This is a genomic window from Kaistia algarum (genome assembly GCF_026343945.1).
Classification (GTDB): domain Bacteria; phylum Pseudomonadota; class Alphaproteobacteria; order Rhizobiales; family Kaistiaceae; genus Kaistia; species Kaistia algarum.
Genome location: NZ_JAPKNJ010000001.1, coordinates 299,678 through 323,199, shown reverse-complemented (window position 1 = coordinate 323,199; position 23,522 = coordinate 299,678). Strand labels below are relative to the sequence as shown.

The following is a 23,522-nucleotide window of genomic DNA, read 5'->3' as shown; positions in this document are numbered from 1 at the left end:
TCAGAGCCGGTTACCGCTGGCCGTGTCGAAGATCGATGCATGGCTCGGCGAGAAGAAGGCATCCACTTTCAGCGGTGTCGCGACATGCGTATCGCCGTCGATGCGAACAGAGAAGGGCGCACCGCTGAGGTGGCCCCAGACGAGGCTGTCGGCGCCCATGGGCTCGAGGAGGGTGAGTTCAAGCGGCAGCGTGGAACTATGATCGCCCTTCCGCTCAAGCTCCACCTGCTCCGGCCTCACGCCCAGCGTCGCCTTCTGGCCGTCGACGGGGGGGACGCTGAACTCGTAGCCGGTCAGATCGATCCTGGCGCCGTTGGACAGCAAGAAGCTCGGCCGGCCGGCGTCGAAGGCGAGCGTGCCGTCAACGAAATTCATGGCGGGCGAGCCGACAAAGCCGGCGACGAAGCGGTTGACCGGCCGGCGATAGATTTCCTTTGGCGTCGCGAGCTGCTGGATGACGCCGCCATACATGACGGCGATGCGGTCCGCGAGGGTCAACGCCTCGATCTGGTCATGCGTCACATAGATCATCGTCGAGCCGAGCTCGTGATGCAGCCGCTTGATCTCGACCCGCAGTTCCGTGCGGAGCTTGGCGTCTAGATTGGATAGCGGCTCATCGAACAGGAAGACGTCGACGTCGCGGACCAGGGCGCGACCGATCGCGACGCGCTGACGCTGACCGCCCGAGAGTTCGGACGGACGGCGCTCCAGCAGCGGCTCTATCTGCAGGATCTTCGAGGCCTTGGCGACGCGAGCCTCGATATCGGCCTTCGGGGTCTTCGCCATCTTGAGACCGAAGGAAAGGTTGCCCCTCACCGTCATGCGCGGATAGAGCGCATAGGACTGGAACACCATGCCGATGCCGCGGTCCTTCGGCTCTTCCCAGGTGACGTTCTTGCCGCCGATCCAGATCTGGCCGGCGGCGACGTCGAGCAGGCCCGCCACGGCATTCAGCAGGGTGGACTTGCCGCAGCCGGACGGTCCCAGCAGGACGACGAACTCACCCTCGGCGATGTCGAGGTCGAGGGCTTTCAGCACCTTCACGGAGCCGAATGCGATATCGAGATCGCGGATCGAGACAGTGGCCATGGATTACCCCTTCACGGCGCCGGCGGCGATGCCGCGAACGAACCAGCGGCCGGAAACGAAATAGATGACGAGTGGAACAAGCGCGGTCAGGATCGTCGCCGCCATGTTGACGTTGTATTCGCGGACGCCGGTCGTCGTATTGACGATGTTGTTGAGCTGCACCGTCATCGGCCAGTTCTGTCGCCCGGCGAATACGACGCCGAACAGGAAGTCGTTCCAGATGCCGGTTACCTGAAGAATGACCGCCACGATCGTGATCGGCACCGACATCGGCAGCATGATGTAGAAGAAGATGCGCCAGAAGCCGGCGCCATCGACGCGTCCCGCCTTGAACAGTTCCGCCGGCAGCGCCGCATAGAAATTGCGGAAGAGCAGCGTCAGGATCGGCATGCCGAAGATGGTATGCACGATGATGATGCCGGGAAGCGAGGCGAACAGCCCAACGGAGCTCAGTCCGATGATCAAGGGATAGATTACGACCTGATAGGGCACAAAGGCCCCGAACACGAGCAGGCCGAACAGCAGATTGGCGCCCTTATAGGGCCAGAAGGTCAGCGCGTAACCGTTGATCGAGGCGCAGACGATCGAGATCAGGACGCTGGGAACGGTGATCTTCACCGAGTTTAGGAAGCCGGGGCTGAGGCCGAAGCAATCACGGCCGGTGCAGGCATGTAGCCAGGCGTCTGCCCAGGGTTGGAAGGTCACCTCTCCGGGGAAGTTGAAGAGATGGCCGAGCCGGATCTCGGGCATGCCCTTCAGTGAGGTGACGATCATGATGTAGAGCGGGATCAGGAAGAACAGCGCCGACAGAATGAGAAAGGCATAGAGGCCGATGCGCCCCGGCGATATGCGCCGCGGCTTTGGGCCTGAGGGCTCGACAGACGTGCCCGCGCGTTCTGGCTCGGATCCGATTCGGCTTGCCACGCTGGTATCGGTCATGCGCGCGATTCCTTGCGCCGATTGCGCCACTGTAGAATTCCGCCGATCGCGAGGACGAGGAGGATAGGCGCGAGCATCAGAGTCGCGGCTGCCATACCCTGTCCCACATTCTGGCGGACGGTGATCAGCTGGATGACGTAGACGGCCGGCATGGTCGTCGCGATGCCCGGTCCGCCGCCCGTCATGGCGATGACCAGATCGTAAACGCGGACGACGGCGACGCATTGCAGCACGAAGGCGGTCGCAAAGGCGCCCCGCATCATCGGCGCAACGATGAACACATGCGTGCGCCAGGTCGGGATGCCGTCGATCTTGGCGGCTTTCCATATTTCGGAATCGATACCGCGCAGCCCGGCGAGCAGGATCGCCATCGTCACGCCCGAGCCCTGCCAAATGCCGGCAACGACCAAGCCGTAGATCGCGGTATTGGCCTGCACCAGTGGGGCGAAAGTGAAGCTCTCCCAGCCCCAGTTCCGCATGGCCTGCTGGATCCCGAGATTGGGGTCGAGGGCCCATTGCCAGACAAGACCGGTCACGATCAGGGACATGGCGAAGGGGTAGAGGAAGATGGAGCGCAGCGCGTCTTCCTGGCGAACGCGCTGATCCATGAAGACAGCCAGCAGATAGCCAAACACCATGTTGCAGGCGATGGACATCAGGCCGAAGAACCAGATGTTGTTGATCGAAATAAGCCAGCGATCATCGGCCCATAGCCGCCGGTATTGCGACAGTCCGACGAAGTTATAGCTTGGAAAGAGCTTCGAGCTGGTGAAGGACCAAAGCACGGAAAAACCGATTCCGATGACGAACACGCCGACCGAAACGAGGATCATCGGCACAGTGCCGACGACGGCATGGATAGGAAATCGGCGCTTTCTGGTCTGCGTCATCGCGAAATACGCCCGGTCATCTGACAGAACAATAAGGGGACCGCGGGCGCGCTACGACATCGGCGCCCATGCCGGCTGTTCGGCGTGACGGAGGTGCCGCCATGGCGACGGCACCTCCTTCCGTTCAGCCGACGCTAGTCGGAGTTCTTGATGATTTCCGCGAACTTAGCCGTGGCAGCATCCGCCGTGACGGAGTCGTCGGCGAAGTACTGGGCAACCAGCTCGTTGAGCTGCTGGTTGGTGTTCTCGGTGATGAACCGGTTCGTCGCCGTGACGATCTTGGCCGGATCCTTGACGGCCTCCAGCGCCTTCTGCATGCACGGATCGGCCGAGCCGAGATCGACGTCGCCACGCACTGGCATGGAGCCCTTGGCGTTGTTGAAAGCGACCTGGACTTCCGGGCTGATCAGCAGCGCGGCCATGCGCTTCTGGGCGGCTTCCAGTTCCGGATTGTCCTGCTTGAAGAACACGACGATGTCGCCGTCCGTGCTGACGACCGGCTTGCTCTCGTTGAGGCCGATCATGCAGCCGAAGTCCTTGACGCCGGTCATGCCAGCCGCCGCGAACTCGCCGCGCGCCCAGTCGCCCATCACCTGAAGTCCCGCCTTGTTGGTGATGACGAGATTGGTGGTGTCGTTCCAGTTCCGGTTCGCGTAGCCGTCATCGGTATACTGCTTCAGCGTCCGCAGCTGCTCGAAGACGCCCTTCATTTCCGGCCCGCCGGCGATCTCGGCGCTCTTCGTCGTGTACATCTTGTCGCGAGCTTCGACGCCGAGCGCCTCGGTCACCATGTCCTGGAACAGGAGCTGAATCTGCCAGCCATTGCCGTCGCCGCCGATGGCGAACGGAATGATTCCGGCCTCCTTGAGCTTCGGCGCCGCGGCTACGAAGTCGGCAAGGCTCTTCGGCTCCGGCACGCCGGCCTTTTCGAATGCCGGCTTGGAGTACCAGGCCCAGTAGTTCGAATGGATGTTGACCGGGACGCACCACCAATGGCCATCGACGAGGCAGGCGCTGGCGATCGCTTTCGGCCGGATGATTTCGTCCCACTTGCCAGCCGTGGCCACGTCGGTCAGGTCGAGCAACTTGCCGCCCTTGATCAGTTCCTCATACTGCCGGCCCGGATTGAACTGGGCGGCGGCAGGCGGATCACCGCCGAGAACGCGCTGCATCACCGTGGCGCGCGCGGTCTCGCCGAGAGCAATGGCGCTGTCGACCCAATGGTCGCCGGCGCCGTCATTGTCGACGGCCTTGGCGAATTGCGAAACCGCTGCCGACTCGCCCTTGGACGTCCACCAGTGGATGACTTCCACATCGGTCGCGTACGCCGCGCTGCTGGCGCCGGCCAAGGCCACCGCCGCGACGGCACCCAGGAGCATCTTGCTCAGGTGTCTCATGCTTCCTCACCTCCCTGTTTAGGCTGCCCGCTCGGAGCTTGCCTGCCCGATCGAACGTTCGCCTCCGATTTCACCGGACTTGAGCGCCCGAATTCTTGTAATCGATTACATCTAACGTATACTTCCCGAGACCACTGTCAACGCGAATTTATTTTGCACTGCAAAAGAACAGTCTCGAAAACACGGGGAGGAGAATGAGCCGATGGCTTCTGACAAGGGGGCGCCGGTGACGCGATCGGTTACGATTCAGGATGTTGCGAGGCGTGCTGGAGTTTCCACTGCAACCGTGAGCCGCGCGATTGCCCTGCCGGACAGAGTTACCGAGGCGACCCGGGAGGCTGTCTTAACCGCCATACGCGAGACCGGCTACACACCGAATGCTGCAGCGCGGTCGCTGCGGGCCAAGTCGACGCGCATGGTTCTGGTGCTGCTGCCGGGCATCGGCAACTCGTTCTTCACCCCCGTGCTGAACGCTCTGGAGGAGGTATTTTCCGAGGCAGGCTACGGCGTGCTGATCGGCTATGCGCGCAACAGCCCGCGACGCGAGACGCATTACGCCCGCCTGATCCGCGCCGGCCAGGTCGATGGGGTGCTCGTCATCACCGGCAATATTCCGCGCGACGAGCAATTCGTGCAGATCCCCGATCTTGTGCCGATGTCCCTGATGTTCTCGGAAATCCCCGGCACCGACGAGTTCTCGGTATTCGACGTCGACAATCGGCAAGCGGCCTCAGCAATGGTCGCGTATCTGATTGCCAGGGGTCACCGCCGCATCGCCCACATCGCCGGTGCCGATACGAGCCTCGAAGCGCGCGAGCGGAGCCTGGGCTATGGCGACGCGCTCCGCGCCGCCGGACTTCCCGTCGATCCCGCGCTTCTTTGGCACGGCGCGACCAACTATGATTTCGGCTCAGGAGAGCGCGCCGCTTCGCGGTTCTTCGCACTGGACGATCGTCCAACCGCCGTGTTCGTTGCCGCCGACGAGATGGCGTTCGGTTTCATGCGGCAGCTCAAGAACCAGGGCCTCGACATACCCGGCGATGTCTCTGTCGCCGGCTTCGACGATACCGAATATGCCGTCCACTACGATCCCGCGCTCACCACCATGCGCCAGCCGCGCACGGAACTTGGCACGCTGGCGGCACGCGATCTCCTGCGCCGCATGACCGGCAAGGACGGCGAGGTGTCGATCTCGCATGTCCGCTTGAAATGCCAACTCGTCGTGCGCGACAGCGTCCGGCCGATCTGATCAGCCTTCGAGCGTTTCTCGGAGCATTTCCAGCGTCAGCCATTCCTCTTCCGCAGCGTCGCGTTCGGCTTGGGCGGCGCTCATGCGGGCCGTCGCCGTGTCAAAGCGCTTGCGGTCGCGAGCGAAGAGGTTGCCGTCCTGCAGCACGGCTCCGAGGGTGGCGATCTCGGTTTCGAGCGTCGCGATCCGCTTCGGCAGCGTTTCCAGCGCGTGCTTCTGCTTGAACGACAGTTTCACCTTCTGGGCGGCGCGTGGTGCCGCGGGTGCCTTCGCCTCGTCCTTCCGCTCGGACTTGGCAATCAGCCGCGCCGGTGCCGCCTCGCCCCGCTGGGCAATCATGTCGGTGTAGCCGCCCGCATAGTCGGTCCAGGTTCCGTCGCCCTCGGCGACGATCACCGAGGTTGCCACGCGGTCGAGGAAGTCGCGGTCGTGGCTCACCAGGAGGATGGTGCCGGCATAGTCGTCGAGCATCTCCTCGAGCAGGTCGAGCGTCTCGAGATCGAGATCGTTGGTCGGCTCGTCGAGAACCAGCAGGTTGGATGTCTTCGCCAGCGCCCGCGCAAGCATCAGCCGGCCGCGCTCGCCGCCGGACAGCGCGCTGATCGGCGCGCGCGCCTGCTCGGGCGTGAACAGGAAGTCGCGCATATAGCCGATGACGTGGCGGGCCTCGCCATTGACGATCACGCTGTCGCCACGTCCCTCGGTAAGCGCCGCGGATAGCGTCGTCGTCGGATCGAGACTTTCGCGGCGTTGGTCAAGCGTCACCATCTCCAGATTGGTGCCGAGCTTGACCCTGCCTTCGTCGGGCTTGATCGCGCCGGTCAGGAGGCCGAGCAGCGTCGTCTTGCCGGCGCCATTGGCACCGACCAGCGCGATGCGGTCGCCGCGCAGGATGCGGGTGGAGAAGTCGCGCACGATCACGCGTTCATCATAAGCCTTGGATACGCCGAACGCCTCGACGACCAGCTTGCCGGAGAGATCGCCAACCGCCGCGCCGAACTTGACCTCGCCAACGGCACGCCGCTGTTCCCGCCGTTCGGTGCGTAGTCCTTCCAGCTTCCGTAGGCGACCCATATTGCGTTTGCGCCTGGCGGTGACGCCGTAGCGCACCCAGTCGATCTCCTGCGAGATCTTGCGGTCCAGTCGCTCGCGCTCCTTCTCTTCCTCGTTCAGGATGGCGTCGCGCCAGCCCTCGAAGGCGGAGAAGCCCTGGTCGAGCCGCCGCGTCTTGCCGCGGTCGAGCCAGACCGTGGTGCGCGACAGCCGCTCCAGGAATCGGCGATCATGGCTGATGAGGACGATGGCGGAGCGCATGGAGCGCAGCGTTTCCTCGAGCCACTCAATCGCCGGAAGGTCGAGGTGGTTGGTCGGCTCGTCGAGCAGCAGCACGTCGGGTTCCGGCGCCAGCGCCTCGGCCAGCGCGGCACGGCGAGTCTCTCCGCCGGAAAGGCTCTTCGGCGTCTCCTCGCCGGTGAGACCAAGCGATTCGAGCAGCCGCGTAGCCCGGTGCGGATCATCTCCCGGTCCGAGCCCGGCCTCGACATAGGTCCGCGTCGTCGCGAAGGCTGAAAGATCGGGTTCCTGCGCCAGATAGCGGACCGTGGTGCCAGGCTGCAGGAAGCGTGTGCCGGAATCGGCCTCGACAAGGCCGGCGGCGATCTTGAGCAGGGTCGATTTCCCCGAGCCGTTTCGACCGACAAGGCAGAGCCGCTCGCCGGCCGAGACGGTCAGCGCGGCGTTTTCGATCAGGGATGGGCCGCCGAACGAGAGGCGGATGTCCTGCAGAGCGAGAAGAGGAGGAGCCATGGCGGGGGTTTAGGCTGCCGGCCGGCCGCGGGCAAGCCTTACCTCGGAAGCCGATCTCGCCACGTGGCGCGTTCGACAGAGATGGCCGAACGACGATGCTTGCCCTATGTTGGGCGCGAGGGTGTCGTGGAGGACGGCTTGGCTGAGATTGCCGACGCAGAGGCGCGACAGCGGGAACTGGTCGCGCTGCTGGCGGATGTGTCCCGACGGAACGAGACGTCGTTCAAGCGACTTTATGATCGCTGCTCCGCGAAACTCTTCGCCGTCATTCGCCGTATCACCATAAGCGAGGCCACGGCGGAAGAAGCGCTACAAGAGGCCTTCATGCGGATATGGGATCACGCGGATGCGTTTGATCCGACGCTGGCCTCGCCGATCACCTGGATGACGACGATCGCGCGCAATACCGCGATCGACAGCATCCGACGCGGCGCCGAGCGGATCTCTGCCACGGCGGTGGTGATCGATGAAGAACTTGCCGATCGGCTCGCTGCTCCCGGATCCGTGCCGGATGTGCTCGCCTCGCGCCAGCTTCGCCGCTGCATCGACGGATTGGACGTCGACCGGCGTGGCATGGTGTTGCTTGCCTATTGTTATGGCTGGAGCCGGGAGGAATTGTCGCATCGTTTCGACCGCCCGGTAGCGACCGTGAAGACCTTGTTGCGGCGGAGCTTGATCTCGTTGAAGGAGTGCCTCGGTGGCGGATGACGATCTGGAGGGTCTGGCGGGGGAATATGTCCTCGGGACGCTCGATGCATCCGAGCGAGCCGAGGTCGAGGCGCGGCTGCATCGCGAGCCGGCGCTTGCTGCCGCTGTGGCGCAATGGGCTGAGCGCCTCCAGCCATTGGCCGATCTTGCCGGGGAGGCTGAGCCGCCCAATATCGTGTGGCCGAAGATCGAGGCGCGGATCCGCGATGGGCTCGGCGACCGCGTCGTGCGGCTGCAGCGTTCGGTGCGGCGTTGGCGCTTCGCGACGGCGGCGACGCTATTCGCCGCGTCGATACTCGCTGTCGTGATCATCGGCGAACGGCAGGTCGCACCGCCGGCCGGCGCGAGCTATGTCGCAATCCTCGGCGGCGAAGGTGGCAAGCCGGCGTTCGTCGCATCGGTCGATACAGAGGCTCGGACCATTCGCCTGCGACGTGTCGGAGACGCGCCGCCCCCCGATCACAGTTTCGAACTCTGGCAGGTTCCGGCCTCCGGGCCGACCGTTTCTCTCGGAACGGCAGACGCCATCTCGGACCTGAAGGCGTTGCAAGTGTCCCTGAAACCCGGCGAATTGTTGGCGATATCCGTCGAGCCGAAAGGCGGCTCGCCCACCGGTCAGGCAACCGGCCCCGTGGTCTTCACGGGCGCGCTGCTGCCCGCGGAATGAGGGTGAACCGACATTCCGATCGAGCCTCGCAACCCGATCGTGGTGAAGTCGTTGGGGGCTGTGGAGCCGAAGTGGATCGGGGACCTGCTCTCGTGGCAAGGCATTGGTAATGCGTGAAATCGTCGGCACAGGCGACGGGTTGGGCGTTCCGGCATTTCTGTCTCATGGCGGCGACGTCGCGCGCCTGATCGCGAACTATGGCTGGGAGCGGACAGCGGTTGGTCCGATCGATGCGTGGCCCTCCCATCTCCGCGCCACGCTATCCTTCATGCTGTCGTCCAAGGTGCCGCTCGCCCTGCTTTGGGGCGAAGATGGCATCATGTTCTACAATGCCGGCTATGCCGAAATCGCCGGTGCGCGCCACCCCTCCATCCTCGGCTCCAAGGTTCTCGACAGCTGGCCGGAAGCGGCGAGCTTCAACAGCCGCGTTCTGGAAACGGGATTTCGTGGCGAGACGCTGTCGTTCGAGGACATGCATTTCGTGCTGATGCGAAACGGCTTTGCCGAGGACGTCTGGCTCGATCTCGACTACAGCCCGATATTTGACGAAGCCGGCATGCCGGCGGGCGTCCTGGCAATCGTCCATGAGACTACCCGGCGCCATTTCGCCGAGGCGGAAGCGGAACTCAATCGCGAGCGTCTCTCCCACGCTCTGAACGCCGCTGGCGTCATCGGGATTTGGGATTGGCATCTGGCGACGGGGCAAATGTTCACCGATGAGCGTTTCGCTGCCTTCTATTCGGTCGACGGAGAGCGAGCGCGCCTTGGCGTGCCGCGATCCGAATTTACGGCCGCGATCCATCCCGAGGATCGCGAGCCCGTCGAGGAAGAGATCCGCCACGCGATCGAGACTGGCGGCGACATTGCTCTCGAACATCGCCTGCTGCATTCCGATGGCTCGATTCGCTGGGTGATGATCCGCGGCACGGCCTCTCGCGACGGATCGGGACGGGCGGTTCGGGTTTCCGGCGCGGCAGTGGATGTGAGCGACCGGCGTGCATCGGAAGAAAAGCGGCGCCTGCTTGTTCGCGAATTGCACCACCGAATCAAAAATACCTTCGCGATCATCGGCGGCATGGTCACGATGACGGCTCGCACGGCCCGCACCGTCGACGAGATGGCTGGCGTTCTGCGCGGCCGCCTCGTCGCGCTCGCCTCGGCACATGAACTGATCCGCCCGGCGATCACGGCGGAACTCGACCAGATCGAAAAGACGACGTTCGCCGATCTTTTCCAGGCCATCCTGTCGCCGCACCTCCTTCGGCCGGAGCAGCTCACGATCGAGGCTCCCGAGGTGGAAGTCGGTGTGGTCGCGGCAACGAGCCTAGCGCTGGTGCTGCACGAATTGGCGACGAACTCGTCAAAATACGGCTCGCTGTCGACGGCGGAAGGTACGTTGACGATCCGCGGATCGCAGGTGGGAGAGAACCTGCGCCTGGATTGGGTCGAAGCCGGCGGGCCACCTGTCTCGGGGCCGCCGCGCTATCAGGGCTTCGGAAGCCGCCTCGCCAGCATGAGTATCGCCGGCCAACTGGGCGGCGAACTTGAATTCCACTGGCAGGAGAGCGGCCTTCACGTGGTGATGCTCATTCCGATCGAGCGGATCACCCGTTAGCGCCGAAACGCTTCGATGGGAGCCCGTAACCTATCGGCGGGCGGCGGTCAGGCGACGGCGCGGCGCAATCCCTCGATCCATGTTCCGAGCCGTGCCAGCGCCTCGTCCAGAATCTCATCGCGCTTCGAGAAGCAGAAACGGACGAAATGCGACGGGCCGTTCTCGGCATAGAAGGCGGAGACCGGGACGGCCGTGACTCCTGCCTCGATGGTCATGCGCCGGCATAGCTCTACGTCGTTGGCGCCGAGGCCGAGCGGCGAGACGTCGGCGGAGACGAAATAGGTCCCCTCGCACGGCACGACGCCGAAGCCTAGCGCGGCGAGACCGGCGGCGAGGCGGTCGCGCTTGGCTGCCAGCGCGCCCGACAGCTCCGCGTAATAGTCGTCGCCTTTGGCCAGGCCAACCGCAACCGCCTTTTGCAGATGCGGCGGCGTCGTGAAGGTCGTGAACTGGTGCGCCTTGGCGATCGGGTCGAGCAGGGTCGGCGCCGCCGCGACATAGCCGACTTTCCAGCCGGTGAAAGAGAAGGTCTTACCGGCCGAGCCGATCCGGATCGCGCGCTCGCGCATGCCGGGGAGGGTCATCAGCGGGATATGGTCGCGGCCATCGAAGGCGATATGCTCGTAGACCTCGTCGCAGATCGCGTAGGCGTCAAAGCGCACGCAGAGTTCGGCGATCACTGCCAGTTCCGCCCGGCTGAACACCTTGGCGGCCGGGTTCATCGGGTTGTTGATGAGGATGGCCTTGGTCTTGGGCGAAAAGGCAGCTTCGAGCGCGGCAACGTCGAGCTTCCATTCCGGCGGCGTCAGGCGCACCAGCCTCGGAATGCCGCCGGCCCGGCGCACCAGCGGCAGATAGCAGTCATAAAGCGGCTCGATCAGCACGATCTCGTCGCCGGGCTCGATCAGCGCCGTGATGATGTCGGAGAGAGCCTCGGTCGCGCCGGAGGTAACGAGGATCTCGCGCTTCCAATCGAGCTCCAGTCCATAGAAGCGCCGATCGGCCTCGGCCACGGCCTGCCTCAGTTCGGGCAGTCCCATCATCGGGGGATATTGATTGGGTCCGGCGATGAGGGCATCGGCCGCGAGGCGGCGAAGATCCTCCGGTCCATCGACGTCGGGAAAACCCTGCCCGAGATTGATCGAGCCATGCTCGATCGCAAGGCGCGACATAACCTCGAAAATCGTCGTCGGCAGGCCCGTATAGACGGGATTGGTCGTCTTCATGAAAAGCTCCGCAGGTTGCGGACCATAGGTCCGTGAATTTCGCCGCGCAAGCAAAGTCATCCTACGTCGCGGTCCTCCCTCAGAACGAATTGCTCCGAACAGGATCACGCGTTCGTGATCGATCCGGGCGGTGCGGACCGAAACCAGATAGGAAAAGCTTCCGTATAAGCTCATGTGACCGACAAAATCAGAGCAACGAAAATGTCGGTCCAAATATAGCGGGAGGCATCCTTCACGTTAGTGGGATTGATGTCGACCTTGTTGGATCGATGCCGGGGCAGCTTTGCCTCCGGATCGTCTGAGAAACGGGCAACAGATCGCGATCTATTGAATCGCCGATCGAAGATCGGGAGATAACGAACATGCATGTCTTTTCGAACGCTATGCGGGCCGCTGCCATCGCTGCCATCGCCATCACGGGCACCGTCGCCGTGTCGAGCCCGTCCTTCGCCAAGACCGTGATGGTCGGTGGCGCGCCGATGTATCCGTCGAAGAACATCGTCGAGAACGCCGTCAACTCGAAGGATCATACGACGCTCGTCGCCGCCGTGAAGGCAGCCGGCCTGGTCGAGACCCTGTCCGGTCCCGGGCCGTTCACCGTATTTGCTCCGACCAACGCCGCCTTCGCCAAGCTGCCCAAGGGCACGGTCGAGATGCTGGTCAAGCCGGAGAACAAGAAGACCCTGACCGCGATCCTGACCTACCACGTGCTGCCGGGTCATGTTTCCGCTGCTGACATCGTCGCCGCGATCAAGAAGGGCGGCGGCAAGGCCGAGTTCAAGACCGTCAACGGTGAGTCCCTGACCTTCATGCGCAAAGGCAAGTCGGTCCTGATCATGGACGCCAAGGGCGACACGGCCAAGGTCACGATCCCCAATGTCGAACAGTCGAACGGCGTGATCCACGTCATCAACACCGTTCTCCTCCCGGGCTAAACGGCCCCGCGGCGCGCCGGCTCTCCTCCCGCCGGCGCGCTTCTTTCCCCCAGGATGAACAGACCGCAACGGAGACCACCATGATCCCGACAAACGCCAAGATCTCGTCCATCGCCAGGGTTTCTCGCGCCCTCGCGCTTGCAAGCGTGCTTGCAAGCGGCGCTGCCTTTACCGCCCCCGCAGCCTTCGCCGAAGACACCGTCATGGTCGGCGGCGCCGCGATGTATCCCTCGAAGAACATCATCGAGAACGCGGTCAATTCGAAGGACCACACGACGCTTGTCGCCGCCGTGAAGGCCGCCGGACTGGTCGAAACGCTGTCCGGTCCCGGGCCGTTCACCGTGTTCGCGCCGACCAATGAAGCCTTCGCCAAGCTCCCGGCCGGCACGGTCGAGACGCTGGTGATGCCCGAGAACAAGGCGAAGCTCGTCGCGATCCTGACCTATCACGTCGTCCCCGGCAAACTCGCCGCCAAGGACGTTATCGACGCGATCCAGAAGGGCGGCGGAACCGCCGAGGTCAAGACCGTCAACGGAGCCGTTCTGAAGTTCTCGCTCGACGGCAAGGACGTGATCGTCACCGACGCCGCTGGCAACAAGGCGAAGGTCACGATCGCCGACGTCAATCAGTCGAACGGCGTGATCCACGTGGTCGACACGGTTCTGCTGCCGGGCTGATCCCATTGGCCTGACGCGGAGGGAGCGGCCCGAAAGAACGGCCGCTCCGTATTCGCGAGAGGTCTCAGTCGCACGAGGTGCATCGGACCTCGTCGCGGCGGCGCCGTCCCGGTCCCGCCCCCGATTTGCCGGGGCGGCGTCCTCTCCAACGAAGAAGCCTCAGCCGACCGCCTTCTGCGCGAAGCCGAGCCGCCGGTTCAACGCCTCGACTAGTTGTTCCGCTGCATCCGGGATCACGGTCCCGGGCGGGAATATGGCTTCGGCACCGGCCTCGCGCAGGGCATCGAAATCCTGGGGTGGGATGACGCCGCCGACGACGATCATGATGTCACTCCGGCCCGCCGCCTCAAGCGCATCGCGCAGAGCCGGCACCAGCGTCAAATGTCCAGCCGCCAGCGACGAGACACCGACGATATGGACGTTTCGCTCGATCGCCTCGCGCGCCGCCTCGCCCGGCGTCTGGAACAGTTCGCCGATCTCGACATCGAAGCCGAGGTCGCCAAGCGCGGAAGACACGACCTTCTGTCCGCGGTCATGGCCATCCTGGCCCATCTTGGCGACGAGGATCTTCGGCCGCCGTCCCTCATTGTCCGCGAACGCCTCGGTCATCTGCCTGAGCCGCGTGATCGCATCGGAGCCGCCGCTCTCGCTCGCGTACACCCCACGCACCGCCTCGACCTTGGCATGATGCCGGCCGAACGCCTGTTCCAGCGCCGCACTCATCTCGCCGACGGTCGCTTTCGAGCGGGCGCAGTCGACCGCCAACGCCAGCAGATTGGCGTCGCTCCGCGCGCCTTCCGTTAGCGCGGTGAGCGCGGCTTGTACCGCCGCCTCGTCGCGCTCGGCGCGGAGTTGCGCCAGCTTGGCGATCTGCGCGGCGCGGACGGCGGAATTGTCGATCTTCAGCACCTCGATGGGTGCCTCGTCGCTCGCGCGATAGCGATTGACGCCGACGACGGTCTGGCGGCCGGAATCGATCCAGGCCTGCGTGCGGGCAGCCGCCGCCTCGATGCGAAGCTTCGGAATGCCCGCCTCGATCGCCTTGGCCATACCGCCCAGTGTCTCGACTTCCTCGATATGGGATAGCGCCCGTTCGGCAAGGTCGGCGGTGAGGCGCTCGACGAAGCAGGAGCCGCCCCACGGGTCGATGAAGTGCGTCGTGCCGCTTTCCTGCTGCAGGATGAGTTGCGTGTTGCGGGCGATACGGGCGGAAAAATCCGTCGGTAGAGCCAGCGCCTCGTCAAAGGCATTGGTATGCAGCGACTGCGTCCCGCCCTGCGTCGCCGCCATCGCTTCGATCGTCGTGCGGACGACATTGTTGTAGACGCCCTGCGCCGTCAGCGACCAGCCTGAGGTCTGACAATGGGTGCGCAGAGACAGCGACTTGTCGCTCTTGGGCGCGAACTTGTCCGCGACCAGCTTCGACCAGAGCAGCCGCCCGGCGCGGAGCTTGGCGACCTCCATGAAGAAGTTCATGCCGACTGCCCAGAAGAACGAGATGCGCGGGGCGAAGGCGTCGACGTCGAGCCCGGCGGCGAGGCCCGCGCGGATGTAGTCGAGCCCGTCGGCAAGCGTATAGGCGAGCTCTAGATCGGCCGAGGCGCCGGCTTCCTGCATGTGATAGCCGGAGACGGAGATCGAGTTGAATTTCGGCATATGCGCCGAGGTGAAGGCGAAGATGTCCGCGACGATCCGCATCGAGGGCTCGGGCGGATAGATATAGGTGTTGCGGACCATGAACTCCTTGAGGATGTCGTTCTGGATGGTCCCGGAAAGCTGTTCGGGCGCGACGCCCTGTTCCTCGGCGGCGACGATATAGAGCGCGAGGATCGGAAGTACGGCGCCGTTCATCGTCATCGACACGCTCATCTTGTCGAGCGGGATGCCGTCGAAGAGCTGGCGCATGTCGAGGATGGAATCGATCGCCACGCCTGCCATGCCGACATCGCCGGCGACGCGCGGATGATCGCTGTCATAGCCGCGATGCGTGGCGAGGTCGAAGGCAATGGAAAGCCCCATCTGACCGGCGGCGAGGTTGCGCCGGTAGAAGGCGTTCGATTCTTCCGCCGTCGAAAAGCCCGCATATTGCCGGATCGTCCAGGGCTGCTGGACATACATGGTCGGGTAGGGACCGCGTACGAAAGGCGGCAGGCCTGGATAGCTGGCGACGAAATCGAGGTCGTCACGGTCGGCCGATGTGTAGCTGCCGCGGATCTCGAGGCCTTCGGCCGTCAGCCAAGGGCCGCTCTCGCAGGCGGGCTCGGAAGGCTCGACGGCGAAGGGGATGGATGTGAAGTCGGGGATGCGGGTCATGCCGCCTCGCCTTCGGCTGTCTCGCTGGTGCGTACTGAAGGCAGCGGCTCGAACTCCGTCGCCGCGGTTGTGACCGGTGCGGGGCAGGGCGCCTCGATATCGATTGGCGAGGGCAGCGTCGCGCGGAAGAGCGTGGTGCCGACAATGGCGACCGAACCCTCGGCCACGGCCGCCTGCCAGTTGGCGCGCTCGGCGCCGATCCGCTGCTGCACGAGGCCGGCGGCCAGCGAGGCCGCAAGCCCGCCTTCGCGCTCTATCGTCTGGAACCGCCGCCAGGCCGCCTCGGCAAGGTCGAGGGTCATCGCCTCGATCGAGCCCGATCCGGCCGACGGATCGGCGACGCGGAAGAGGTTGGCCTCCTCGATCAGGACCGATTGCGTGTCGAGTGCCAACCGCCTTGCCGTGTCGCCCGCGAGGCCGAACGGGGCCGTGAAAGGCAGCACCGCCATCGAATCGACACCGCCGACGCCGGCCGCGAAAGCGGCGATCGCGGCGCGGATGAGGTTGGAATGGGCGTCGAGCCGCGTCGTCATGCGAAAACTCGTCTCGCCATGGACACGGATCGGCGCCTCGGGGAAGGCGGACGCGCGGCGGAGGCGACGGATCAGCAGCCGCACGGCCCGGAATTTGGCGATGGTGAGAAACTGATCGCTGTCGGCCGCCAGCACGGTATCGACCGCACCGGCGATCCTGTCGGGATCGAGGCCGGCCTCGTCCAGCATCCGCCAATAGGCAACGGTCGACGCCAGCACGAAGGCGAGCTCGCTGGCGGCATCGGCGCCGGCCTCATGCGCGCGTCGGCCATCCCCCGTCAGGAACGGGCCGCGATAGCCCTGCGCCGCGAGTTTGGATACACAAGCGGCGATATGGGCTCGCCGCCGTGGCCAGCCGGTGCGTCCCATACCGGTCGCGGCCATGGCCGCGAGCGGGTCGATACCGAAGGCGACGTCGACCAGCGCCGGGTCGATCCGACGCCCCGCCGCAACCGTCGCGAACACCGCCGCCACATCGGGCGCGTCGGCACCGGCTTCGATCCGGATCGGGCAGGCATCGATCACGACATCGCGCAGAATGTGGCCGAGATCGTCCGGCGTCAGGCCGAAGCCGCGTGCCGATGGAGCCGAGCCCATCACGAGCGCCAGTCCGCTGGCGCCGGCATTCAACGCCGCGACGGCATGAGCACCGGCTCGGTCGGCATCGGGATGGTCCAGGCGTTGAAGTCGTTGCCAAGGTAGCGCGGCACGTCCGTGAACGGGGAGTGGTGCGGCGGGCAGCGCGAGCGGCTGTATGGAAAACCCTTCCGCCGCCCTCGTGACGAGATCGGAGAAGGGACGACCGCGAAGGCCCTTGTCGACGAGTTGCCGCCAGGCGTCCGCTGTCGTCGCCGCCTCTGCGGCGTTGTTCCTATCGTTCATTGGCGTCACGCGACCCGCAGACACAGCATGCCGGCCACGCTACCGCGTCGCCAGCTTCCTGCGATCCATATAGGCGCGCTGCAAAAGGGTCCGCAATCGACAAGGCGCCGCGGACCCTGGACGGTTTCACGCGATTCAGTAGGTGAGGACGGGCGGAAGCGTCTTCGCCTGCTCGATCCACTCCGCGACCTGCTTCTCGGATGGCAACTGACGCACCAGCTTCTTGGCGCCATTCACCTCGACCATCTTGGCGGTCAAATTATCAGCGCGCCGCGTCTTCAGTTCCTTGACCGTATCGACGCCGGCGGCCTCCAGCAGCTCCGAATATTCTTCGGCAACGCCTTTGATCCGCATGAGATCGGCCATGTTGGCCCATTTCAGCACGCGGGATTCGTCGATGCCGGTCTTCTCGGCGAGAGCCTTGCGGCCCTTGGGATCCTTGGCGGCCTCCAGCAGCGCGCCCGTCGTCGCCAATCCAGCCGCCTTGAGCTTCTCGGCATGAGCCGGGCCGATACCTTCGATATCTATGATCGGATAGGACAATTTCTCGTTCTCCCTCGTCCGAGACTCAAGCGAAGCAAAGTCTCGCGGGAATGTTCCACCGCCTGTTCATCAATGGCAAGTCTCGGCCGAACTCCAGCAGCCAAGTTTGCGCGACGATTGGACCGTCCTGTAAGCTCGCAAAGTCCAATTGCATTGGGGCGAGAGCCTCGACACGGAGTTGCCGCGCATGCCGATGCTTCAAGCCGACAAGGTCTATCTCGGAACGAGCGAGAAGCCGGAATATGTGCTGCTTCCGCTCGCGAACCGGCATGGCCTCGTCACGGGCGCCACCGGTACCGGCAAGACGGTGACACTGCAGGTACTGGCGCAGGGCTTTTCCGATGCTGGCGTCCCCGTATTCTGCGCCGACATCAAGGGTGATCTTTCCGGCATCGCCGAGCCCGGCGAGCCCAAGGACTTCCTGATGAAGCGGGCCGAGCAGATCGGCTTTGCCGAGGAATACAAATTCAGCGCCTGCCCGGTGATCTTCTGGGACCTGTTCGGCATCAAGGGCCATCCGATCCGCACGACGGCGAGCGAGATGGGGCCGCTGCTGCTGGCCCGGTTGATGCAGCTCAACGACGTGCAGGAAGGTGTGCTGACCATCGCCTTCAAGCTTGCCGACGAGCATGGCTGGCTGCTGCTCGATCTGAAGGATCTGCGCGCTATGCTCGGATATATGGTCGAGAACGCCGATACGATCGCGGTGACCTATGGCAATGTCTCCAAGGCTTCGGTCGGCGCGATCCAGCGCTCGCTGCTCGTGCTGGAGAACCAAGGCGGCGACGGCTTCTTCGCCGAGCCGGCACTGGAGATCGCGGACATCATGCGCACCACGGTCGACGGCCGCGGTATGGTCAGCGTGTTGGCCGCCGACAAATTGATGTCGTCGCCGCTGCTCTACGCGACCTTCCTGCTCTGGCTGATGTCGGAGCTGTTCGAGACGCTTCCCGAAGTGGGCGATCCTGAGAAGCCGCGGCTCGTCTTCTTCTTCGACGAAGCGCATCTCCTGTTCGACGAAGCGCCGAAGCCGCTGCTCGACCGGGTCGAACAAGTGGTGCGTCTCATCCGCTCCAAGGGCGTCGGTGTCTATTTTGTTACGCAGAACCCGCTCGACGTGCCCGATACCGTGCTCGGCCAGCTCGGCAACCGCGTCCAGCATGCGCTGCGCGCCTATACACCGCGCGACCAGAAGGCGGTGAAGGTTGCCGCCGATACATTCCGTCCCAATCCGGCTTTTTCGACCATGGAAGTGATCAGCCAACTCGCGGTCGGCGAGGCGCTGGTCTCGACGCTGGAGCCGAAGGGCGTCCCGAGCATGGTCGAGCGCACGCTGATCCGGCCGCCATCCTCGCGCATTGGGCCGGTCACCGACGCCGAGCGGGCGCAGATCATGGCGACGAGTCAGGTGGCGATGAAATACGACAAGACCGTCGATCGCGAATCGGCCTTCGAGATACTGGGTGCTCGGGCCGCCGGCACCGACATGTCGCCAACCGATCCGGCGGCGGCCTCGGACGCGCCGGCCAGCGGCGGCTTCGACGTCGGCGCCATCCTCGGCTCGGTCCTCGGCACCAACCGGCGTCGAGGCGAACGGCTGACGGCGACGCAACGCGTCGCCCGCGAGGTGACGCGCACCGTGACCAACCGCGTCGCCGGTCAGGTCGCCGCCGATGTCGGCAAAAGCATCGGCGGCTCCGTAGGCGGCTCGATCGGCCGCGCCATCGTGCGCGGCATGCTGGGCGGGATATTGCGGGGCGGCTAGTGTCAGGCGGTTGCGAAAGGCCTGTGTAGACACTACGCTATGGCTGTCTACACAACGGGGCCGCCATGCCGCTCAATATCCGCAATGAAGAAGTCAATCGTTTGGCGGAAAAGCTGGCTAAAAGCCGAGGCATGACCAAGACCGACGCGGTACGGATGGCGCTGGAAAACGAGCTGCGTTCCGTGGATGCCAAACGCGAAAAGCTGCGTGAGCTTCAGGCCTATATCCGCTCATTCCCGTCAACAGGGCTCGAAGCAGACAAGGCATTCTACGATTCTCTCAACGACGAATGATATTCGTTGACGCCTCCGCCATGGTGGCCATCCTGTGCGAGGAAGGAGACGCTCGCGAACTGGAAACCCGTCTTCTGTCCAATGATCCATCGATGACCTCGCCGATCGCTATCTTTGAAGCGAGCTTGGCGTTGCAGCGCAAGCTCAAGGCTGACGCCGACGAAGCCAGGGAAATGCTCCAGCGCCTGCTGGCCTTGGCTGACACGGCGATCGAACCCGTGACGGAAGCCGATGCCCAGCTCGCGCTTTCCGCGCATGCGCGCTACGGCAAGGGCCGGGGCCATCCGGCCCAGTTGAATATGGGCGAGTGTTTCGCCTACGCGATGGCGAAGTCGCGCGGAGCCGCCTTGCTGTTCAAGGGCGATGATTTCATCCATACGGACATCCGGTCGGCCGTCCTGTCCCGATGACGCTCGGGACGAGCATCGAGCGCGCCCCCGTCTTCCTTTTACCCGCTACCGGGCGTATCAGCATGGCTCGCCCGCGCCTCGAAACGCCCGCAAGGAGCCAGCCGTGACCGATCGTCTCGATGACGTTCTCGCCTATATCGACGCCCATATGGACAAGAGCCTGGACCGGCTCTTCCGTCTGGTCGAGATCGAGAGCATCTCCACCGATCCGGCATATGCCGGGCGCTGCATCGAGGCCGCGGAATGGCTCGCCTCGGCGCTGGAAGGCATCGGCTTTGATGCCGCGGTCCGTCCGACTCCGGGGCACCCGATGGTCGTCGGCCATTCGGGCGGCGGCAGCGGGCCTCGCGTCCTCTTCTATGGTCATTACGACGTGCAGCCGGTCGATCCGCTCGATCTGTGGAACGCTGCGCCCTTCGAGCCGAAGATCGTGACGGCCGCGGACGGTACAAAGCAAATCGTCGGACGCGGCACTTCCGATGACAAGGGCCAGCTCATGACCTTTCTGGAGGCGTTCCGCGCCTGGAAGGCCGTCACCGGCGAATTGCCGATCCCCGTTTCCGTCCTGCTCGAGGGCGAAGAGGAATCCGGCGGCAAGAACCTCGCACCCTTCATGGAGGCCAACCGCGACGAACTCGCGGCCGATCTCGCCTTCATCTGCGATACCGGCATGTGGGACAAGTCGACCCCGGCCATGACCACCATGCTGCGCGGTCTCGTCGGCGACGAGATCATCATCACCGCTGCCTCGCGCGATCTCCATTCCGGCATCTATGGCGGCGCGGCGCGCAATCCGATCCACGTCCTCGTCGACATCCTGGCGGGTCTGCGCGACGAGACCGGCCGCGTCACGCTGCCCGGCTTCTACGACGGCGTCGGCGAAGTATCGCCCGCCGTCCGCGATCAGTGGCAGCGCATGGGCTTCGATCCCGATGCCTTCCTCGGCGAGGTCGGGCTTTCCGTGCCCGCCGGCGAGATCGACCGCTCGGTTCTGGAAAAGGTCTGGGCCCGTCCCACCTGCGAGGTCAACGGCATTTCCGGCGGCTATACGGGAAATGGCTTCAAGACGGTGATCCCGTCGCAGGCCTTTGCCAAGGTGTCGTTCCGGCTCGTCGACCGCCAGGATCCGGACGCGATCCGCAAGAGCTTCCGCGATTATGTCCGCTCCAAGCTGCCGGCGGACTGCAAGGTCGAGTTCGTTCCGCATGGCGGCTCGCCCGGCGTGCGCCTGCCGACGGACAGTCCCGCCGTCGTGAAGACGCAAGCCGCGCTCACCGCAGAATGGGGCAAGCCCTGCGTCCTGGTCGGCTCCGGCGGCTCCATCCCGGTGGCGGGGGATTTCAGCCGGATCCTCGGCCTCGATGCGCTGATGGTCGGCTTCTCCCATGACGACGACCGCATCCATTCGCCGAACGAGAAATACGACGTTGCCTCGTATCATGGCGGAATCCGCTCCTGGGCGCGCATCCTCGCAGCCCTTTCCGAAGGGAGAGTGTCGTGAGGGTCTGTGTCTTCTGCGGTTCGAGCGTGGGCGTCCGCCCGCAATATCGCGACGCAGCCACAGCGCTCGGCCGGGCTCTGGCGGAGCGGGGCGACGAACTCGTCTACGGCGGCTCGAAGGTCGGGCTGATGGGCGCGGTCGCCGATGCGACGCTTGCCGCGGGCGGCAAGGCGATCGGCATCATCCCGACAGCGCTTCGCGACAAGGAAATCGCACATGAAGGCCTGACGGAGCTGCATATCGTCGGCTCGATGCATGAACGCAAAGCGATGATGGCCGATCTCTCCGGCGGCTTTGTCGCGCTCCCAGGCGGCATCGGCACCTTCGAGGAACTGTTCGAGATCTGGACCTGGGCGCAGCTCGGCTATCACCGCAAGCCCGTTGGCCTGCTCGATATCGAGGGCTACTACGCCAAGCTGCTGGCGTTCCTCGATCACTCCGTCGAGGAAGGTTTCGTGCGCGCCGAGCATCGCGGCATGGCGATCGTGGAGCGAGATCCGGGACGGCTGCTCGATCGCTTCGCCTTCTATGAGCCGCCGACTGTGGTGAAGTGGATCAAGTCCGGCGAACGCTGATTACGTGCCGCTGTCGATCGGCGCCAGGTCCTTGAGATAGGCGGCGATCGCGGCGCGGTCGGAGGCTGGCAGCTTCGCCATGTTCTCCTGCACCTCGACCATCGTTCCGCCGACCGAGTCAAAGTCTGGCGTCATGCCGGTCTCGAGGAAATTGGCGATTTCGTCCGCCGACCAGTCGCCGATGCCGCCCTTACCGGGCGTGATATTCGGGATTGTGCCCTTGCCAGAAGGATCGGGTGCCCCGGCAAGCGCGCGCGACCGGTCCAGCCCGCCGATAGCACTCCGCGGCGTGTGGCACTCGTTGCAATGGCCTGGGCCGTTGACGAGATAGGCGCCGCGGTTGATTTCGTCGCTCTTGGACGGGTCAGGCTCGAAGGTTTGGTCGTCGAGGTAGAGCAGCTTCCACAAGGCCACGCCACGCCGCACCGAGAACGGGAACGGCAATTCGTGCGGCTGGTTCGCCGTCGCAACCGCAGGCAGGGTATCGAGGAAGGCCTTGAGATCGACGAGATCGCCGATCGGCATGCGCTGATAGGACGTATAGGGGAAAGCTGGATAGAGATGCTGGCCCTGCGGCCCCAGTCCGAGTTTCATCGCGTTCACGAAATCGAGCGTCGTCCAGTTGCCGATGCCGTTGGTCTTGTCCGGCGAAATGTTGGGAGCGTGGAAGGTGCCGAACGGCGAGGCAATGGCCTCGCCGCCGGCGAGCTTCAGCCGGTCGTCGCCCTTGGAGCCCGGCGCCGCGTGGCAGGAGGCACAGCCTCCCGCCCAGAACAGCAATTCGCCCTTGGCCGGATCGCCTTTTCCCTCCGGCAGCACGGCCGCAGAAAGCGGCCGAGGCATGGTCAGCAGCCAGAAAGCGGCGCCGCCGGCGATAAGCAGGGCGAGAACGACGAAGGCCAGGCGGCGAAGCATGGACTAGTCCGACAGGCGGTAGGTCTGATGGCAGGCCTTGCAGTTGGCAGCGACGGCGACGAGCGCCGGCTTGAAGGCGTCGAGTCCGTTGCCCGCGGCAGCGGCGGCGGCAGTGGCATCCGTGGCGAGCTTCGCCGCATGGGCTTCAAAGTCGGCCTTGTTCGTCCAGATATCTGGGGACGCCTTGCTGTCGACCTTCTCGGAGCCGGCCGGGAACAGCGTAGGAAATTCGGTTGCCTTGGCAGCGATCTTCTCCATGGCCGCCTTCGCTTTGGCCGCATCGAAGTCCGTCTTGCCCTGAACCATGTCGAACCCGGTCTTCAGCGAGCTGCCGATCGCCTTCATGTCCGCCTCGCGCTGGGCGCCGAGGTCGGAGGCAGCCATCGCGGCCCCACCTGTCGCAAGCGCGACGACAATACTCGCAGCAACCAACAATCCCCGCATGTCCGGATTCCTTTCGTGGTGTTGAACCCAGCGTGAACTGTCGCTTGCCGCAGGTGAAGCTTTCAAGGCGAAAGCCATCCAATAACGCAAAGATGATGCCGTCGTGATGGTGGATCGGAGCATCGGCATTCGGGAATTCAACGCTTCCCG

The 23,522-nt window shown here is 64.5% G+C and carries 22 protein-coding genes; 11 read left to right on the top strand and 11 right to left on the bottom strand.

Annotation, left to right across the window (positions count from 1 at the left end):
* From OSH05_RS01625 to OSH05_RS01610, 4 genes are all read right to left on the bottom strand, one after another.
* Window positions 1-1,089: an ABC transporter ATP-binding protein gene (locus tag OSH05_RS01625; protein WP_104218521.1), complete on the bottom strand. Its 1,089-nt coding sequence runs from the start codon at window positions 1,087-1,089 to the stop codon at window positions 1-3.
* Between the two features lie 3 nt (window positions 1,090-1,092).
* Window positions 1,093-2,028, bottom strand: coding sequence for a carbohydrate ABC transporter permease (locus tag OSH05_RS01620; RefSeq protein ID WP_165801544.1), 936 nt, complete (start codon window positions 2,026-2,028; stop codon window positions 1,093-1,095).
* Window positions 2,025-2,918, bottom strand: a complete 894-nt coding sequence (locus tag OSH05_RS01615) for a carbohydrate ABC transporter permease (RefSeq protein ID WP_104218520.1) — start codon at window positions 2,916-2,918, stop codon at window positions 2,025-2,027. The genes OSH05_RS01620 and OSH05_RS01615 overlap by 4 nt, the downstream gene beginning before the upstream one ends.
* A gap of 134 nt (window positions 2,919-3,052) precedes the next feature.
* Entirely contained in the window at window positions 3,053-4,315 is a 1,263-nt protein-coding gene (locus OSH05_RS01610; protein ID WP_104218519.1) for an ABC transporter substrate-binding protein, read from the bottom strand.
* Window positions 4,316-4,517: 202 nt separating this feature from the next.
* On the opposite strand from OSH05_RS01610, the gene OSH05_RS01605 reads away from it, so the two are divergent.
* On the top strand, window positions 4,518-5,564 hold the full coding sequence (locus OSH05_RS01605; RefSeq protein ID WP_104218518.1) for a LacI family DNA-binding transcriptional regulator: 1,047 nt from the start codon (window positions 4,518-4,520) through the stop codon (window positions 5,562-5,564).
* Here OSH05_RS01605 and OSH05_RS01600 read toward each other — a convergent pair whose 3' ends face one another.
* Window positions 5,565-7,370, bottom strand: a complete 1,806-nt coding sequence (locus tag OSH05_RS01600) for an ATP-binding cassette domain-containing protein (protein WP_104218517.1) — start codon at window positions 7,368-7,370, stop codon at window positions 5,565-5,567.
* Between the two features lie 138 nt (window positions 7,371-7,508).
* On the opposite strand from OSH05_RS01600, the gene OSH05_RS01595 reads away from it, so the two are divergent.
* From OSH05_RS01595 to OSH05_RS01585, 3 genes are all read left to right on the top strand, one after another.
* Window positions 7,509-8,078, top strand: a complete 570-nt coding sequence (locus OSH05_RS01595) for a sigma-70 family RNA polymerase sigma factor (RefSeq protein ID WP_266352018.1) — start codon at window positions 7,509-7,511, stop codon at window positions 8,076-8,078.
* Entirely contained in the window at window positions 8,068-8,745 is a 678-nt protein-coding gene (locus tag OSH05_RS01590) for an anti-sigma factor (RefSeq protein WP_104218515.1), read from the top strand. The genes OSH05_RS01595 and OSH05_RS01590 overlap by 11 nt, the downstream gene beginning before the upstream one ends.
* Before the next feature lie 109 nt (window positions 8,746-8,854).
* Window positions 8,855-10,360, top strand: a complete 1,506-nt coding sequence (locus tag OSH05_RS01585) for a sensor histidine kinase (RefSeq protein WP_104218514.1) — start codon at window positions 8,855-8,857, stop codon at window positions 10,358-10,360.
* Between the two features lie 47 nt (window positions 10,361-10,407).
* Here OSH05_RS01585 and OSH05_RS01580 read toward each other — a convergent pair whose 3' ends face one another.
* A complete protein-coding gene (locus OSH05_RS01580; RefSeq protein ID WP_104218513.1) occupies window positions 10,408-11,586 on the bottom strand; it encodes an aminotransferase in 1,179 nt (392 codons plus the stop codon).
* A 362-nt stretch (window positions 11,587-11,948) separates the two neighbouring features.
* Between OSH05_RS01580 and OSH05_RS01575 the strand changes: the two genes are divergently transcribed.
* Window positions 11,949-12,521 carry a fasciclin domain-containing protein gene (locus OSH05_RS01575; RefSeq protein ID WP_207778729.1) on the top strand — a complete coding sequence of 191 codons (573 nt, stop codon included), beginning with the start codon at window positions 11,949-11,951 and terminating at the stop codon, window positions 12,519-12,521.
* Window positions 12,522-12,601: 80 nt separating this feature from the next.
* Window positions 12,602-13,198: a fasciclin domain-containing protein gene (locus tag OSH05_RS01570; protein WP_104218512.1), complete on the top strand. Its 597-nt coding sequence runs from the start codon at window positions 12,602-12,604 to the stop codon at window positions 13,196-13,198.
* 159 nt (window positions 13,199-13,357) lie between these two features.
* Here the strand turns inward: OSH05_RS01570 and scpA are convergent, their stop codons facing one another.
* From scpA to OSH05_RS01555, 3 genes are all read right to left on the bottom strand, one after another.
* Window positions 13,358-15,511, bottom strand: coding sequence for a methylmalonyl-CoA mutase (gene scpA / locus OSH05_RS01565; protein ID WP_104218511.1), 2,154 nt, complete (start codon window positions 15,509-15,511; stop codon window positions 13,358-13,360).
* Entirely contained in the window at window positions 15,508-16,926 is a 1,419-nt protein-coding gene (locus tag OSH05_RS01560; protein WP_104218510.1) for a methylmalonyl-CoA mutase family protein, read from the bottom strand. The genes scpA and OSH05_RS01560 overlap by 4 nt, the downstream gene beginning before the upstream one ends.
* Before the next feature lie 135 nt (window positions 16,927-17,061).
* On the bottom strand, window positions 17,062-17,469 hold the full coding sequence (locus OSH05_RS01555) for a DUF4332 domain-containing protein (RefSeq protein WP_104218509.1): 408 nt from the start codon (window positions 17,467-17,469) through the stop codon (window positions 17,062-17,064).
* A gap of 193 nt (window positions 17,470-17,662) precedes the next feature.
* Here OSH05_RS01555 and OSH05_RS01550 point away from each other — a divergent pair, with 193 nt between their 5' ends.
* The 5 genes from OSH05_RS01550 (at window position 17,663) to OSH05_RS01530 (ending at window position 22,013) form a co-directional block, all read left to right on the top strand.
* On the top strand, window positions 17,663-19,234 hold the full coding sequence (locus OSH05_RS01550; protein ID WP_165801560.1) for a helicase HerA-like C-terminal domain-containing protein: 1,572 nt from the start codon (window positions 17,663-17,665) through the stop codon (window positions 19,232-19,234).
* Between the two features lie 65 nt (window positions 19,235-19,299).
* On the top strand, window positions 19,300-19,527 hold the full coding sequence (locus tag OSH05_RS01545; RefSeq protein WP_104218507.1) for a type II toxin-antitoxin system VapB family antitoxin: 228 nt from the start codon (window positions 19,300-19,302) through the stop codon (window positions 19,525-19,527).
* 20 nt (window positions 19,528-19,547) lie between these two features.
* Entirely contained in the window at window positions 19,548-19,937 is a 390-nt protein-coding gene (locus OSH05_RS01540; RefSeq protein WP_407660338.1) for a type II toxin-antitoxin system VapC family toxin, read from the top strand.
* A gap of 103 nt (window positions 19,938-20,040) precedes the next feature.
* Complete coding sequence (locus tag OSH05_RS01535; RefSeq protein WP_104218506.1) at window positions 20,041-21,438, top strand: M20/M25/M40 family metallo-hydrolase; 1,398 nt, start codon at window positions 20,041-20,043, stop codon at window positions 21,436-21,438.
* Entirely contained in the window at window positions 21,435-22,013 is a 579-nt protein-coding gene (locus OSH05_RS01530) for an LOG family protein (protein ID WP_104218505.1), read from the top strand. Before OSH05_RS01535 ends, OSH05_RS01530 begins: the two co-directional genes overlap by 4 nt.
* Here the strand turns inward: OSH05_RS01530 and OSH05_RS01525 are convergent, their stop codons facing one another.
* Both OSH05_RS01525 and OSH05_RS01520 read right to left on the bottom strand, forming a co-directional pair.
* A complete protein-coding gene (locus OSH05_RS01525) occupies window positions 22,014-22,928 on the bottom strand; it encodes a c-type cytochrome (RefSeq protein ID WP_104218504.1) in 915 nt (304 codons plus the stop codon). It abuts the gene before it with no gap.
* A gap of 3 nt (window positions 22,929-22,931) precedes the next feature.
* On the bottom strand, window positions 22,932-23,495 hold the full coding sequence (locus tag OSH05_RS01520; protein WP_266352016.1) for a c-type cytochrome: 564 nt from the start codon (window positions 23,493-23,495) through the stop codon (window positions 22,932-22,934).
* Window positions 23,496-23,522 lie beyond the last annotated feature (27 nt).